Below are 14847 nucleotides of genomic sequence, written 5' to 3'. Positions count from 1 at the left end.
TCCGACTGTTTCGCAAGGATGACGAATTATGGTTTCTAATTTATTTACGCGGCGTCGCTCTTTCTCTCGACGTCTCACAAAGAGATGCTTTGGGCCTTCTCAGGCGCGCTCCATCACATAACTTCCCGGCGCTTCCTCGATCGCGTTCAACGCGTCGCCGCCGGGTTTGCGCGCCGGCACGCGTCTGCCGTCATGCGTCTCGATCCAGGCCTGCCAATGCGGCCACCACGATCCCGGCGTCTCGGTCGCCTGGTCGAGCCAGGTCTCGTAGTCGCCCTTGGCGGGGCCGCCGGTCCAATATTGATACTTCTTCTTGTCGGGCGGGTTGACGACGCCCGCGATGTGTCCCGAGCCGGTGACGACGAACTCCACTTTGCCGCCGAAGAACTGGCTGCCGAGGAAGACGGACTTGGCAGGCGCGATGTGATCCTCGCGGGTGGCGAGATTATAGATCGGGATCTTCACGTCCCTGAGCGACACCGGCTTGCCGTCGAGGATCATCTCGTTTCGCGTCAGCGCATTCCGGAGATAGCAGTTGCGTAGGTAGAAGGCATGGTTTGCCGCTGCCATGCGGGTCGAATCGGCGTTCCAGAACAAGAGGTCGAAGGGCAGGGGATCCTGGCCCTTCAGGTAGTTGTTGACAAAATAGGGCCAGATCAGCTCGGAGGCGCGCAGCATGTTGAAGGCCATCGACATCTTCGTGCCGTCGAGATAGCCGGCCGCCTGCATATGCTCTTCGAGCGCCGTAAGCTGCTCCTCGTCGACGAAAACCTTGAGATCGCCGGCATGGGTGAAGTCGACCTGGGTGGTGAAGAGGGTCGCGGTCTTGATGCGCTTGTTCTTTTCCTTGGCATGCAGCGCCAGTGTCGCCGCCAGCAGCGTGCCGCCGACGCAGTAACCGACGGCGTTGACGTCTTTCTCGCCGGTCGCCTTCTCGATTGTCGCAAGCGCGAAATCGATGCCCTCGCGGGCATAGGCCGCCCAGTCCTTATCGGCGTGGCGCGCATCCGGATTGACCCAGGAAATGACGAAGACGGTCTGACCCTGGTCGACGCACCATTTGATGAAGGATTTCTGCGGGTTGAGGTCGAGAATATAGAATTTGTTGATCCAGGGCGGGCAGATCAGCAGCGGCCGCTTCAGCACCGTTTCGGTCGAAGCCTCGTACTGGATGATCTGGCAGATGTCGTTCTGGGCGATCACCTTGCCTGGTGTCAGCGCCATGTCGCGGCCAACGGCAAATTTCGTCATGTCGGTCTGGCGAAGGCGAAGATCGCCATGTCCGGCGGCGATATCCTCGGCGAGCATTTTCATTCCCCGCACCAGATTGGCGCCGCTGGTGGCGATCGTCTCGCGGTAGAGCTGCGGATTGGTGGCGACGAAGTTGGTCGGCGATAGCGCAGCCGTAATCTGCTTCACATAGAATCCGGCCTTGTGCTTGGTGTGCTCGTCGAGGCCGTCGGTCTCCGACACCAGCTTTTCCGCCCAGTCTGATGTGACGAAATAGACCTGGCGGAGAAAATCGAAGAACGGATTCTTCTGCCAGTCCTCGTCCGAGAAGCGCTTGTCCTTGCGGGTATCCGGCTCCGGCGGCGTGGGGCCGCCCTGCAGGCCGCTCGCGCCTTGCATGCGCTGCATCGATCGCATCCAGATACCGAAGAACGAGGACATCAGCTGGGTCTGCGCCTCGAAGGTCCGGCGCGGATCGGAAATCCAGTATTCGGTGACCTTGGAGAGCGTCTTGACCATGTCGGTCATCGGATCGATGGCGCTTTCGGTGATCTCGCCGCGTTCGCGCGGCGCAAGCCAGGCAGACGCTGCCTGTCCGAGATTTTCGAGCGCCCGGGCGAAATTCATCGCCATGGCCTCGGGATCCTTCAGCAGATAGGGATCGAGATCGGTCGCGTCGATACCGGCCTTGCCGCCACTCTCCTTCTTGCTGTCGGTCACCATTTCCTCCGGCGGCAGCACTCTTTTTATCCAATCGTTGTACATCGTGATTGAACGAGAAAACAAGTTCCACGCGCGTCGGCTCATGCTATTGCTTTGTGGCTGCGACAAATTTAACAGTCGAAGCAGTCAGAACTGGATTTTTGAGGCATGACGAAGAACGGCATTTTGCGCATCGCAACCTTCAACCGCACCGCACTGATCTGCGCCGCGGCGGCGATGGCCCTTGCCGGATGCAATCTGACGGCGGAACAGAAGGCCGCCGCCGCCGCCAAGCGAGCGGCGCCGACCGCCGTCGTCATGCCGGCGACCAAGGGCGAGGCGGTCGAAGGCGGCCTTGCTAAGTCGCCGGACGGTTATCCGAATTTCGGCGCGCCGCTGACGGCCGCCAACGTCCAGATGAGCGACGAGCAGGCGGCCAACCTGCAGCATCAGCTGACCGCACTTGCCGCCCAGCGCAAGGCCGGCACCCTCTCGGAAGCCGATTATCAGGCCAAGGTCGCCGAAATGCGGCGCCTGGCCGCCGAGCACGGCACCGATACGCTCTCCGAAATCTCCAAATAGACCTTGCCTTTCAGGCAATTTGGACGCAAAGCCTTCCGGATGGATCGGAAGACATAATTTTCCCGATAAAGCGCGTTACGCGGCCTTTCCGTCAAAGATTTGCCGCGTGGCTTGGGTCTGATGAATACGGCGTTGCGATTCTGAAGTTCGTGTCGCAGCCGCCGGGAGACGGAACGAACTTCGACTGCGGCCCGAAAAGCCGCCTTTCCATGGGGAATGAAATGGAAGAGTTTCACAAAGTCCGGCGTTTGCCGCCTTATGTTTTCGAACAGGTCAACCGTTTGAAAGCAAGCGCGCGAGCGGGCGGCGCCGATATCATCGATCTCGGCATGGGAAACCCTGACCTTCCGACTCCCCAGTCGATCGTCGACAAGCTGTGCGAGGTCGTGCAGGATCCGCGCACGCACCGTTATTCGTCGTCCAAGGGCATTCCGGGGCTGCGCCGCGCCCAGGCCGCCTATTACGCCCGCCGTTTCGGCGTCAAGCTCAACCCGGATACGCAGGTGGTCGCCACCTTGGGCTCCAAGGAAGGCTTCGCCAACATGGCGCAGGCGATCACCGCGCCTGGCGACGTGATCCTCTGCCCGAACCCCACCTATCCGATCCACGCCTTCGGCTTTCTGATGGCAGGCGGCGTGATTCGCTCCATGTCGGTGGAGCCGGATGCGAGCTTCTTCGAGCCGCTCGAACGCGCGGTCCGGCATTCGATCCCGAAGCCCTTGGCGCTGATTCTCAACTACCCCTCGAACCCGACAGCCTTTGTCGCGACGCTCGATTTCTACAAGGACGTCGTCGCCTTCGCCAAGAAACACGACATCATCGTGCTTTCCGACCTCGCCTATTCCGAGATCTACTTCGACGGCGCCCCGCCGCCGTCGGTTCTCGAAGTACCGGGTGCGATCGACGTCACGGTCGAGTTCACCTCGATGTCGAAGACCTTCTCCATGCCCGGCTGGCGCATGGGCTTTGCCGTCGGCAACGAGCGGCTGATCGCGGCGCTGACCCGCGTCAAGTCCTACCTCGACTACGGCGCCTTCACGCCGATCCAGGTGGCGGCGACGCATGCGCTGAACGGCGACGGCTCCGACATTGCGGAAGTCCGCAACGTCTATAAACGTCGCCGCGACGTCATGGTCGAAAGCTTCGGCAAGGCCGGCTTCGACGTGCCGCCGCCGGCTGCCACCATGTTCGCCTGGGCGAAGATCCCGGAAAAGTTCCGTCATCTCGGTTCGCTGGAGTTCTCCAAGCTGCTGGTCGAGAAGGCCGACGTCGCCGTTGCCCCGGGCATCGGCTTCGGCGAAATGGGCGACGACTATGTCCGTCTGGCGCTTGTCGAGAACGAACACCGCATCCGCCAGGCTGCGCGCAACATCAAGAAGTTCATGTCGACGGCAGACGAGACGATGCATAACGTCATCTCGCTGAACGCGCACCGCTAATCCAACTCTCCGGCAGCCGTGTTTTACGGCTGCCGCCACACAGACATTCAGGATCGATCCATGGCAGATGCCCTCAAAATCGGCATTGCGGGCTTGGGCACCGTTGGCGCCTCGCTAGTCCGCATCATTCAGCAGAAGAGCAACGAGCTTGCCGTCACCTGCGGGCGTCCGATCACCATCACCGCGGTCTCCGCGCGTGACAGGACGAGGGACCGCGGCATCGATCTTTCCGCTGTTACCTGGTTCGACCGCCCGGAAGACCTTGCCGAAAAGGGCGATATCGACGTCTTCGTCGAGTTGATGGGTGGCGCCGAAGGGGCGGCCAACGTCTCGGTGCGCGCCGCACTCCAGCGTGGTCTCCATGTGGTGACAGCCAACAAGGCGCTGCTTGCCTATCACGGCGTCGAGCTTGCGATGATCGCCGAGGAGAAGGGCGCGCTGTTGAACTTCGAGGCGGCAGTCGCCGGCGGCATCCCGGTCATCAAGGCGCTGCGCGAATCGCTGACGGGCAATGCCGTCTCGCGCATCTACGGCATCATGAACGGCACCTGCAATTACATCCTGACCAAGATGGAGAAGGAGGGGCTTTCCTTCGCCGAATGCCTCAAGGAAGCGCAGCGGCTGGGTTATGCCGAGGCCGATCCGGCCTTCGATATCGAGGGCAACGACACGGCCCACAAGCTGTCCATCCTGACGACGCTCGCCTTCGGCAATCGCATTGCGGCCGACGATATCTATCTGGAAGGCATCACCAACATTTCGATCGAGGATATCCACGCCGCCGCCGAGCTCGGTTATCGCATCAAGCTCCTGGGTGTTGCCCAGCGCACCGATACCGGCATCGAGCAGCGCGTCCATCCGACAATGGTGCCTGTAGATTCGGTCATTGCCCAGGTCGACGGCGTCACCAATGCGGTGGCGATCGAATCCGACGTGCTCGGCGAGCTGCTGATGGTCGGCCCCGGCGCCGGCGGCAATGCCACGGCCTCGTCGGTGCTCGGCGACATCGCCGATATCGCCAAGAGCCAGCCGGGCGCCCAGCGCGTACCGGTGCTCGGCCATCCCGCAACGACGCTGGAGCCCTACCGCAAGGCGCAGATGCAGAGCCATGAAGGCGGCTATTTCATCCGCCTGACCGTGCTCGACCGCACCGGCGTCTTTGCCAGCGTCGCAACCCGCATGGCAGAAAACAACATCTCGCTGGAATCGATCGTCCAGCGCTCCAAGCAGCATCTGGCCCCCTCGCATCACCAGACGATCATTCTCGTCACCCACGCGACGATGGAGGAGTCGGTGCGCAGGGCGGTCGCCTCGATCAAGTCGGAAGGTTATCTCTTCGGCGAGCCGCAGGTCATTCGCATCGAGCGGCCGAAAGAGGAAGGCTGAGCCATTCTTCCCGTGCGGAATAGTTGAGCCGCCCCGCCTCTGGCAGGGCGGTTTTTTCTGCTATCTATGCAACCTTTCGTTACGGAAGCCTATATTAACAGATACCGAAATATTGATATAACTAAACCAGAGATGGTGAGTCGTCTGGGTGGAGAATTTCATGAGCAAGGACAGCCACGCCGGGAAGGGGTATGGCCGCCCGAGCGAGGTGCCGCCAGGCCGTCCTGATATGCTTGAGCAAACTCTCAAGCCGGCCTACCATGAAATTCGCCAGGAGGTCCCTGAGGAGGTTGACGGCGACGAACACACGGAAGGCCGTAACTGGGCCATTCTGCTGACGCTGTTTTCGGTCATACTGGTGCAACTGGCCGGCATCGCCCTGATCGTCTGGGCGGTATTCTAAAGCGTGTCGCGATCTTTCAGATTCGCTCGCGCTTTAGAGTTTTTGCTTGCACGCATGTCGTTTTCGCAAAACCGCCGCACACTTTTGCGCGACATGCTTTGGTAAATATCCGTGTCTGTAAATCCATCGCTATGTTATCTCCGCTGCTCCTGTAGAAAGAGCAGATGAAGTCAGCGGAGTGTGGCATGGCAGATCCCGTCGATCCGGTACAGCGCGCGTTTCTCGGCGTGGAGAAATCCGCGCTCGACAATCGCTGGGTCGCGCGGCTCGACCAGGCCGGGCAGAACCGCGCGCTGGCCATGTCGCAGATTCACGGACTGCCGGATCTGATCGCCCGCGTGCTGGCCGGGCGCGGCGTCACGGTGGACGAGGCGATCGAATTCCTCGATCCGACGATCCGCAGCCTGATGCCCGATCCTCACACATTGACCGATTGCGAAAAGGCCGCAGTCCGCCTCGTGAGCGCCATCGAGCGCGGCGAGAGCGTCGCGATCTTCGGCGACTATGATGTCGATGGCGCGGCGTCCTCGGCGCTGATGTATCGCTTTCTCAGCCATTTCGGCGTCAAGGTGAACATCTATATTCCCGACCGCGTCTTCGAAGGTTACGGCCCCAATCCGGCGGCGATCAACCAGTTGATCGACAATGGCGCCCAGCTGATCGTCACCGTCGATTGCGGCTCCACCAGTCACGAGGCGCTTTCAGCCGCTGCCGCGCGCAATGTCGATGTCGTCGTCATCGATCACCACCAGGTGACACATGAGCTGCCGCGCTGCCATGCATTGGTCAACCCGAACCGCGAGGACGATCTCTCGGGGCAGGGGCATCTTTGCGCAGCCGGCGTGGTTTTCATGGTGCTGGTCGCAACGCTGAGGCTGCTGCGTGCGGCCGGCAACAAGCGCATCCTGGCGATCGATCTGCTGCAATGGCTGGATATCGTGGCGCTGGCGACGGTCTGCGATGTCGTGCCGCTGAAGGGCCTTAACCGCGCCTATGTGGTGAAGGGGCTGGTCGCCGCTCGCCACCAGAGCAATGCCGGGCTTGCGGCACTCTTCCGCAAGGCGGGGCTCGCAGGTCCGGTGACACCCTATCATTTCGGCTTCCTGATCGGACCGCGCATCAATGCCGGCGGGCGGATCGGCGATGCGGCGCTCGGAAGCCGCCTGCTGACGCTCGACGACGCCGGTGAGGCAGAAATGATCGCGCAGCGCCTCGACGAGCTCAACCGCGAACGCCAGGCGATGGAGGCCATCATGCTGCAGGAGGCGGAAGCCGAGGCGCTCGCCGAATATGGCGACGGCGAGGGGGCCTCCGTCATCGTCACTGCCCATGAGAAATGGCATCCCGGCATCGTCGGGCTGATCGCGGCGCGGCTGAAGGAGAAATTCAAACGGCCGGCCTTCGCCATCGCCTTCGATCCCTCCGGCCGCGGCACCGGCTCGGGCCGCTCGATCAACGGCTTCGACATGGGCAGGATGGTGCGGTCTGCGGTCGACGAGGGGATTCTCGTCAAGGGCGGCGGCCACGCCATGGCCGCCGGGCTGACGGTCGAGCGCGCCAATCTCGGCAGGCTGAGAAGCTTCTTCACGGAGAAGGCCGAAAGGACGGTGGCCAGCCTCGTCGCCAACGAGACGCTGAAGATCGACGGCGCGATCGGCGCAAGCGGCGCCACTCTCGAACTCATCGACCGCCTGGAGGCCGCCGGCCCCTATGGCTCCGGTCACGCCCAGCCGCTCTTTGCCGTGCCGGCACATCGCGTGCGCGATGCCCGCCTCGTCGGCGAGAAACATGTGAAGGTGACGCTGGAGGCAATGGACGGATCGCGGCTCGACGGCATCGCCTTCCGCGCCGCCGATACGGCACTCGGCAATCTTCTCATCAATTCACGCGGCGCCAGCCTGCATGTCGCGGGTTCGCTCGGGGCCGAGCATTACCAGGGTTCACGCCGCATCCAGCTGCGCGTCTGCGACGCGGCTCCGGCGCGGTAATCTTCTGCGAATTTCATCAGCTGCCGGCGGTCATGACGCTCATCAGCATCTCCGCTTGCGATCGGCTCTTCATGGCCGCAAAGCCCTTCGCGGCGATGGAATCGCGCTCGGCGGTATCTCCGATCAGCTTATGGCAGCGCTCTATCATCTTGTCATAGGGCTCGACCGCCAGGCCGCCGCTGAAGGGCTGGAGATCCGGGTCGCGGATATCGCCTTCGGTCAGCACACAGACGCGATTGGCGAGCAGATAGGAAATGCGCACGATCTCGAAGACGCCGCTCGTATAATGATGGATGTTGATGACGATCTTGGAACGGGCGATCGCCGCGTCGCGTTCCGCGCCATAGATGTTGAAGAGGTGCGCGACCTTGAGCCCGCCTTGCTCCAGCGTCTTCAGGATATGGTGGCGGCGTTCGTTCATCGAGCCGTAGAAGAGCACGTCGATATCTTTGACGGGGGCATGCTGTATCTGGCTGAGGCAGCGGCTATAGCCGACCTCGAGCACGCCGGCATGGTCAATGCCCTTGGCGGCGAGATTTTCCCGGTTGCGCGGGCTGTAGTCGAGAACCGGAAGCGACTTCAGGATCGAGGTGTAGCGCGAATTGATCCAGATGCTTTCTTCCGACACCTGCTCGAGATTGATGATGACGCTGTCCTGCGGCAGATGGCCGACGATTTCGGCGGGGAGAAGATTGCCGCCGTAGATGATCGGCGCGCGGCCGGCGAACGCATTCATGTCGCGGACGATCGGTGCCGAGCCGCCGAGTTCCTCGAAGGCGCCCTGCAGGCCGAGCGCGACTTCGTCGAAGGCGTGGCTATGACTGTAGTTGGCCGGCGTCACGATCCAGATGCAATGACGGTCCTTGTGCGCCTGCCATCCGCCGGCAAAGGGCTGCAACGGGTTGCGGAGCGGCTGCTCGATCTTCGGCGCGGCTGGCAGAGCGGGCCTTTCGGTCCGTACCGGCTGCTGCGGCGCCGCAGAGGCGCCTGAAGCCTGCGAAGCATAGGCGCGCATCAATTCGCGGCCGCCGATGAATTGGCCGCGCGGCATCCAGGCGGGCGGATCATCAGTCCCCCAGATCAGATGCGGCTGCTTGATGAGCGGCTGGCGGCCTTCCTGCCACGAGGTCAGGAGAGCCTGGTCACGGCTGCGCAGAAAGGCTTCCTTGGTGGTGAAAAGACCATGCAGCATACGGCCGAGGCGGACACCGAACTTCCATTCGAAATCGGCAACGGTCGGTACGAAGGCGGCGATCTTCAATCCGGCGGCGGCAGCCTGCTGGACATAAAGCCCGAGCAGACGTTCGATCACGAAGGGGCGCATCTTCGCGTTGGCATCGCGTGAATAGTGAGCCTCACCGGCATAGGCGGTACCCGCCGGGGTGCCGACGCGCGCTTGATTTTCGAGCGATTCGAGAATGCGTTCGCAAAAGGCGAAATAGCCGGACCAGAATTTCCGGTTGCCGCAGAAATAGTTGCAGAACATGAAGGCAGTCTTGTCCTGCGGCGGCGCAATCGGATAGCCGAGCTCCTGGATATGCAGGAAGATCGGCTCCATGCCGGGATGGCCGCCAAGCAGCGAATGTTCCCAAACGTTGCTGTAAATCGCCGCGTGGCCGATCAGCGGATTGTAAAGATAGGCGTCTGCACCTTCGGCCCTGGCTTTTTCCGCCTCGGTGACAAAGGACGGGAAGCTGGTCACCGATTTAATCTCGAATTTGCTGGAGAGCAGCCCCCAGAACACGTCGTCACCGAGGCCGATCGCCTCGTGATGCTGATGCAGGATGTGGAAGAGCTCATATTCGCGGGTTGTCGCCTGCGTATTGAACGAGATGTCGAGCGGCACGGCAGCCGCGTCGAGCTGGCTGCGCTGCGAAGGATCGAGATAGGGCTGATAGACGATGACCGATCCCGTGCCGGCCGCTTTTTCCGTGAGAAGCGCCAGATCAGGAAGACCGGCCGGCAGAGCGGAAATGGGCTGATTGATCGTCAAGGCATCGTCCTTCGTGCATGGCCGCCGTCTCCGTGATTCACGAAACGGCATTCGGGCTGGTTTGGGGCCGACTATTGGACGTGAAGCTTGCGCCACACTGTTGGCACGAGTTTCGCTAGACCAGGGGAAAGGTTAAGCCGCGATGTTCGTACGTAGAGCGCGGACGCTACGAGAGGTTTGCGCCGAAGGAGAGGTGCGAGCGGCAAACAAGGCCGCGAATCTGGCTCGAATAGACGGATGATTTTTGGGGAGAGAAGTGGCACGCCCTAGGGGAGTCGAACCCCTCTTCCCAGAATGAAAATCTGGTGTCCTAACCGATAGACGAAGGGCGCTTCCTTCGTGGTGGCGCCCTTATAGTCAGCACCTTCGAAGGCCGCAAGCGCCAAGGCGTGAAAAAATCATCGTTTTCGCCGATTTTTTTCGACTGTGGAAAAACCTGGTATCGTCAGGCGACGGGGCCGGGAAAGATAAGCCAGCGGGCTGGTTTGGGCGCCATTGCGCAATCCAGTGGTACGCCCTAGGGGAGTCGAACCCCTCTTTACAGAATGAGAATCTGTCGTCCTAACCGATAGACGAAGGGCGCAGGCAACTTTACTGAAATAGGAATGCGCACCGGCTTCTGCAAGCGGATGTGATGGCTTCTATATGGAGAGAAAGTGGCACGCCCTAGGGGAGTCGAACCCCTCTTCCCAGAATGAAAATCTGGTGTCCTAACCGATAGACGAAGGGCGCTTCCTTCGTGGTGGCGCCCTTATAGTCAGGCGTTTTGAATCCCGCAAGCGGAATTGCGGTTTTTCTTTCAAAAAAGTGACAAGAAATCCGGGCGTGTTCGAAAAGCCGATTATTGAAGCCGAATCAACGGGCTGCCGGCTGTTTCTTTAACGAGGCGAGGTGGTGCTGCCGTAACGTAATGCGAAAATCGCGCGGTCGTCAGATTGCTCTTGCGGTCGTTATCGGCGCGCGTTTGCCGCCGCAGCCCCAGTTCCAGTCACGGGTTTTGCCGGTATCGAGGTGGACCGAATCCGTATGGCAATAGGTGCCGACGCCGCCGCGGTTCGGGAGCGAACGGATATAGGCGGCGATATCCCATTTCGTTACGCCGTCGATCTGGATGTCGGCCGCCTCGCAGCTCTTGTGCATCGATTCGTCGGCGCCACCGACCAGGCGGTTGTGCTCTTCGTCGCGGTAGCCTGACGTGACAATAACCGGCCGGCCGAAATGGTTTTCGACCGTCTTGATCACTTTCAGCAGGTCGGGCTTGAAGCAGCCGACCTCGACCTTGTCGTTCTGCACATGCAGGCCATTCGGCGCGATACGCGTCATGCCGGGCAGGGCGGCCTTTTGCAGCAGGCCGGAAAGACTGCCGAGCAGGTTCTGCTTCGGCGCGCTGTAGAGCGCATTCATCGTCGAGGTCGGAATGCTGCCCGTGGCGAGCGACGCTGTTTGAACTGGCGCAAGCTGGGTGCTGTTGTTCTGTGAGGATTGCTGCGGCAGCACCGGCTCCGCCGGCGGCTGCGGCACGTATGGCTGGCTGTAGACGCTGCTTCGCGCGGGTGCCGCCCCTTGCACCGGCGCATAGGCCTGCGGCTGGATGACGGTTGACGTGCTGTTGTTTTGCGGCGCCGGCTGATGATCGGAAAAAATGCTCATCGCCTGCGCGTTGATCCGGGTCGACTGCAGGACGAGCCCGCCGATATTGGCAGGTGCTGTGCTCGCCGGATCGGCCGGCGGGACGGCGGCATTCGGATCCTGCGCGACGAGCTGAGGCGCGGCCTGGGCGCCGGAGACGTTGACGAGTCGAGGGTCCGTGTAGCCCGAACGAGGGACAGAGCCTGCGGGCGCTACCGTGGCAAGCTGAGGGACTGTGGCCGACGCCGCCGGAGCAACTGCGGCGGAATCGAGCGCCTTCTTGTCCGACGCGCAGCCGGACAGCGCCAGCACCGAGGTGGCGATCAGCAAAGCGCCCGTCACGGGCATCCGCATCTGCATGTTACGCAAGCGAGCAGTCTCCAGTTGATGCGGAAAATGGGCATAAACGCCGCCTTCCGCTTCGAGTCATCGGGAGATTGCCTGCGGGGCCGGATCGCGGCAAGCGGCAAGGCGCCGGCCGGACCCGAAATCGCAAAAGCCGCAAGTTTCGCAAAAGCCTTGCGGCGAAAAACCCTTACCAGGCGCCGGTATTGCCCATCGAGGCCCAGGGTTCGGCGGGCGGAAGCGGGCTGCCTTTCTGCAGGATTTCGATCGAGATGCCGTCGGGCGAGCGCACGAAGGCCATGTTCCCATCGCGCGGCGGCCGGTTGATGGTGACGCCATTGTCCATCAACTTCTGGCAGATCGCATAAATATCGTCGACCTCATAAGCGAGGTGGCCGAAATTGCGTCCTCCGCTATAATCCTCTGTATCCCAGTTGTAAGTCAGTTCGAGGCAGGGAGCTTTTTCGTTGCGTGCACGGTCGAGATCGTCGCGAGCGGCCAGGAAAACCAGGGTGAAGCGGCCCTTTTCGTTTTCGTGGCGGCGAATCTCCTCCAGCCCGAACAGCGTGGTGTAAAAGGCGAGGGAGGCATCCAGGTCTTTGACCCGTACCATTGTGTGGAGATAACGCATTCTATCTACTCCTTTATTGGGGCTGGCTTTTTTCAGCAAGCCGAGGTCAGCTTCGGGCAAGTCAACTTTATAAAATGTGCAGCTGGGAATAACCGAAAACTAGGACTTGCGCTTATCCGTTACCAAGATGTTAATCTTGATTTCAAGAATCAGTTAACCGTAACAGTGTGACGCGTATTCGAGGGGCTGGCGACAATGGCTGACAGGATTTCATCGAACGAATACTCCGATCTCGACGAGCTATCAGGAGAGGCGGTCGATCTTGTTGAAATCACCGGCGTCGTCAAGTGGTTCGACGTCGCCAAGGGTTTCGGCTTTATCGTACCCGACAACGGCATGCAGGATGTTCTCCTGCACGTGACCTGTTTGCGCCGCGACGGTTACCAGACCATCCTCGAGGGAACGCGCATCGTCGCCCTCATCCAGCGCCGCGAGCGCGGCTACCAGGCTTTCAAGATCCTCTCGATGGACCAGTCGACCGCGGTTCATCCGTCGCAGCTGCCGCCGGTGCGCACCCATGTGCAGGTCACCGCGACGAGCGGGCTCGAGCGTGCGCTGGTCAAATGGTTCAACCGCACCAAGGGCTTCGGCTTCCTGACGCGCGGCGAGGGCACGGAAGATATCTTCGTGCATATGGAGACGCTCCGTCGCTTCGGCCTGACGGAACTGCGTCCCGGCCAGGTGGTGCTTGTCCGCTTCGGCGACGGCGAAAAGGGCCTGATGGCCGCAGAGATCCATCCTGATGTTCCGAGCCCGGCAAGCCGGTCGCACTGACATGCGTGGCCTGTCCCTGTTTCATGCCATCCGAAGCGCCATCCTGGCGCTTTTTTTCATGGCTGCGCTGCCGGCCTTGGCCGAGGAGCAGATGCGGTTCGACAAGGAGCCGCTGCTCATCCAGACCGCCGCGGGCAAGGTGCTGCATTTCACCGTAGAGATCGCCTCGACCCCCGATCAGCGCGCCCGCGGGCTGATGTTTCGCAAGACGATGGCCGATGATGCCGGCATGATCTTCGATTTCGACGAGCCGCGGCGCGTCACCATGTGGATGGAAAACACCATTCTGCCGCTCGACATGCTCTTTGCCGACGACACCGGCACGATCCGCCACATCAAGGAAAACGCAAAGCCCTATTCGCGCGATATCATCGATTCGATGGGCGAGGTGAAATACGTCGTCGAACTCAATGCAGGCGTCGTCGCCAAGCTTGGAATCAAGTCCGGCGACAGGATCGTCAGCGCCACGACGACAAGCAAGGCGAAGTGACGGCGGCAGGGTCGCGCGCAGGCGGCTGCGAGGGAATTCAGGAATATCAGGATATTGAATGGTCGGAGTGGAGAGATTCGAACTCCCGACCCTCTGGTCCCAAACCAGATGCGCTACCAGACTGCGCTACACTCCGTGCCGTGAATGGCAGGGGAGATACACGGTTCACTTCGCCGTCGCAACCCATAAATCCAGCGCTGGTCGAAGATTCCTCGCCTGCCCTGTGGATGCTATAGAAAAATCTTGATGGGTCGCACGTCTGCCGTGCCGGGCGCATTGAACGTCAGGACAAGGCTGCCTCAGCCGTGGGCGATCAGGCCGAGATATTGGGCGTAGCTGATGACGACGTAGAAGAAAGCCGTGATACCAGCTCCTAACGCAATGGCATTGAACTCTGGCGAACGTTTCATCATGAGTGCAAATCCACTGAAACCGATGGAGCCGTAGATAGTGCCAGGGACCGGCTGCGGCAATCAGCTTGTAATCACAACATGCGACGATCGGTAACATTGCGCAATTCGGCCTGAGGTCCCTCGGCCATGAAGAGAGGGCTGGATCGACAGGTGGGAAGACGACCCAAAGCCGCTTCGCCCGCCGATAGCCTTGTTTCCCCAATGCATCGGCTTGTCATGAGATGGAGCAGGCAGCGTGCGTCGCGCACCGCCTTTTTTCTTGAAAAGCCGCGGATTCGCGGATAAGCAAAATTCATCTCTTCGCGCTATCTCAAGCGATGAAGCAAAAGACCCGGCAACCGGGATTGAGACCATGAAAGCCGGGCACTGCCCGCATAGTCGGAGACGCCGCAGTCATGTCTGCCAAGATCTATCGTCCAGCCAAGACCGCCATGCAGTCCGGCAAGGCCAAGACCCATCTCTGGGTGCTTGAGTTCGATCAGGAGTCGCCGCGCAAGATCGATCCGATCATGGGCTACACCTCCTCGGGCGACATGCGCCAGCAGGTGAAGCTGACCTTCGAAACGCAGGAACTCGCCGAGGCCTATGCCCAGCGCAACGGCGTCGAATACCGCGTCATTGCGCCGAAGGATGCGGCCCGCCAGGTGGTCGCCTATCCCGACAATTTCCGCTATACCCGCACGCAGCCCTGGACGCATTGAGATTTCTCGTCCAAATATGCCGCATTCGGTCGCGCGCCTTGAACGCGACCGCCGGACGGCCCCTTAGCTCAGCTGGATAGAGCACCTGCCTTCTAAGCAGGTTGTCGCAGGTTCGATTCCTGCAGGGGTCGCCATCAATTT

12 protein-coding genes and 5 tRNA genes are annotated in these 14847 nt (G+C 61.0%); 9 read left to right on the top strand and 8 right to left on the bottom strand.

Features of this window, described 5'->3' with window-relative positions; translation table 11 throughout:
• Positions 1-99: 99 nt before the first annotated feature.
• On the bottom strand, positions 100-1953 hold the full coding sequence (locus tag FHT75_RS16580) for a PHA/PHB synthase family protein (RefSeq protein ID WP_373289141.1): 1854 nt from the start codon (positions 1951-1953) through the stop codon (positions 100-102).
• A 147-nt stretch (positions 1954-2100) separates the two neighbouring features.
• Here FHT75_RS16580 and FHT75_RS16575 point away from each other — a divergent pair, with 147 nt between their 5' ends.
• The 5 genes from FHT75_RS16575 to recJ all read left to right on the top strand — a co-directional run bounded on the left by FHT75_RS16575 (position 2101) and on the right by recJ (position 7730).
• Complete coding sequence (locus FHT75_RS16575) at positions 2101-2514, top strand: hypothetical protein (protein ID WP_047614864.1); 414 nt, start codon at positions 2101-2103, stop codon at positions 2512-2514.
• 221 nt (positions 2515-2735) lie between these two features.
• Positions 2736-3953: an LL-diaminopimelate aminotransferase gene (locus FHT75_RS16570; protein WP_047614866.1), complete on the top strand. Its 1218-nt coding sequence runs from the start codon at positions 2736-2738 to the stop codon at positions 3951-3953.
• 60 nt (positions 3954-4013) lie between these two features.
• On the top strand, positions 4014-5339 hold the full coding sequence (locus FHT75_RS16565) for a homoserine dehydrogenase (protein WP_063475486.1): 1326 nt from the start codon (positions 4014-4016) through the stop codon (positions 5337-5339).
• A gap of 160 nt (positions 5340-5499) precedes the next feature.
• Complete coding sequence (locus FHT75_RS16560) at positions 5500-5742, top strand: hypothetical protein (RefSeq protein WP_063475487.1); 243 nt, start codon at positions 5500-5502, stop codon at positions 5740-5742.
• A gap of 185 nt (positions 5743-5927) precedes the next feature.
• Complete coding sequence (gene recJ, locus FHT75_RS16555) at positions 5928-7730, top strand: single-stranded-DNA-specific exonuclease RecJ (protein WP_063475488.1); 1803 nt, start codon at positions 5928-5930, stop codon at positions 7728-7730.
• Between the two features lie 16 nt (positions 7731-7746).
• Here the strand turns inward: recJ and FHT75_RS16550 are convergent, their stop codons facing one another.
• From FHT75_RS16550 to gloA, 6 genes are all read right to left on the bottom strand, one after another.
• On the bottom strand, positions 7747-9723 hold the full coding sequence (locus FHT75_RS16550) for a hypothetical protein (protein WP_063475489.1): 1977 nt from the start codon (positions 9721-9723) through the stop codon (positions 7747-7749).
• Between the two features lie 257 nt (positions 9724-9980).
• A tRNA-Glu gene (locus FHT75_RS16545) sits at positions 9981-10055 on the bottom strand.
• A 176-nt stretch (positions 10056-10231) separates the two neighbouring features.
• Positions 10232-10306, bottom strand: a tRNA-Glu gene (locus tag FHT75_RS16540).
• Positions 10307-10380: 74 nt separating this feature from the next.
• Positions 10381-10455: transfer RNA gene (locus tag FHT75_RS16535), tRNA-Glu, on the bottom strand.
• 198 nt (positions 10456-10653) lie between these two features.
• Entirely contained in the window at positions 10654-11721 is a 1068-nt protein-coding gene (locus FHT75_RS16530; RefSeq protein ID WP_047615721.1) for a YcbK family protein, read from the bottom strand.
• Positions 11722-11887: 166 nt separating this feature from the next.
• Positions 11888-12328, bottom strand: a complete 441-nt coding sequence (gloA, locus tag FHT75_RS16525) for a lactoylglutathione lyase (protein ID WP_063475490.1) — start codon at positions 12326-12328, stop codon at positions 11888-11890.
• A gap of 195 nt (positions 12329-12523) precedes the next feature.
• Between gloA and FHT75_RS16520 the strand changes: the two genes are divergently transcribed.
• Complete coding sequence (locus tag FHT75_RS16520) at positions 12524-13102, top strand: cold-shock protein (RefSeq protein ID WP_012757289.1); 579 nt, start codon at positions 12524-12526, stop codon at positions 13100-13102.
• A 1-nt stretch (position 13103) separates the two neighbouring features.
• Positions 13104-13592, top strand: a complete 489-nt coding sequence (locus FHT75_RS16515; protein WP_063475491.1) for a DUF192 domain-containing protein — start codon at positions 13104-13106, stop codon at positions 13590-13592.
• Positions 13593-13651: 59 nt separating this feature from the next.
• On the opposite strand, the gene FHT75_RS16510 is transcribed toward FHT75_RS16515, so the two are convergent.
• Positions 13652-13728 (bottom strand) — tRNA-Pro (locus tag FHT75_RS16510).
• 672 nt (positions 13729-14400) lie between these two features.
• On the opposite strand from FHT75_RS16510, the gene FHT75_RS16505 reads away from it, so the two are divergent.
• Both FHT75_RS16505 and FHT75_RS16500 read left to right on the top strand, forming a co-directional pair.
• Positions 14401-14706 (top strand): ETC complex I subunit, encoded by a 306-nt coding sequence (locus FHT75_RS16505; RefSeq protein ID WP_063475492.1) that lies wholly within the window; start codon positions 14401-14403, stop codon positions 14704-14706.
• A 57-nt stretch (positions 14707-14763) separates the two neighbouring features.
• Positions 14764-14840, top strand: a tRNA-Arg gene (locus tag FHT75_RS16500).
• The last annotated feature ends 7 nt before the right edge of the window (positions 14841-14847 follow it).

This window comes from Rhizobium sp. BK112 (assembly GCF_014193215.1).
Lineage (GTDB): Bacteria > Pseudomonadota > Alphaproteobacteria > Rhizobiales > Rhizobiaceae > Rhizobium > Rhizobium anhuiense.
The sequence above is the reverse complement of the archived record's forward strand: the minus strand, read 5'-3'. Positions and strand labels throughout refer to the sequence as shown.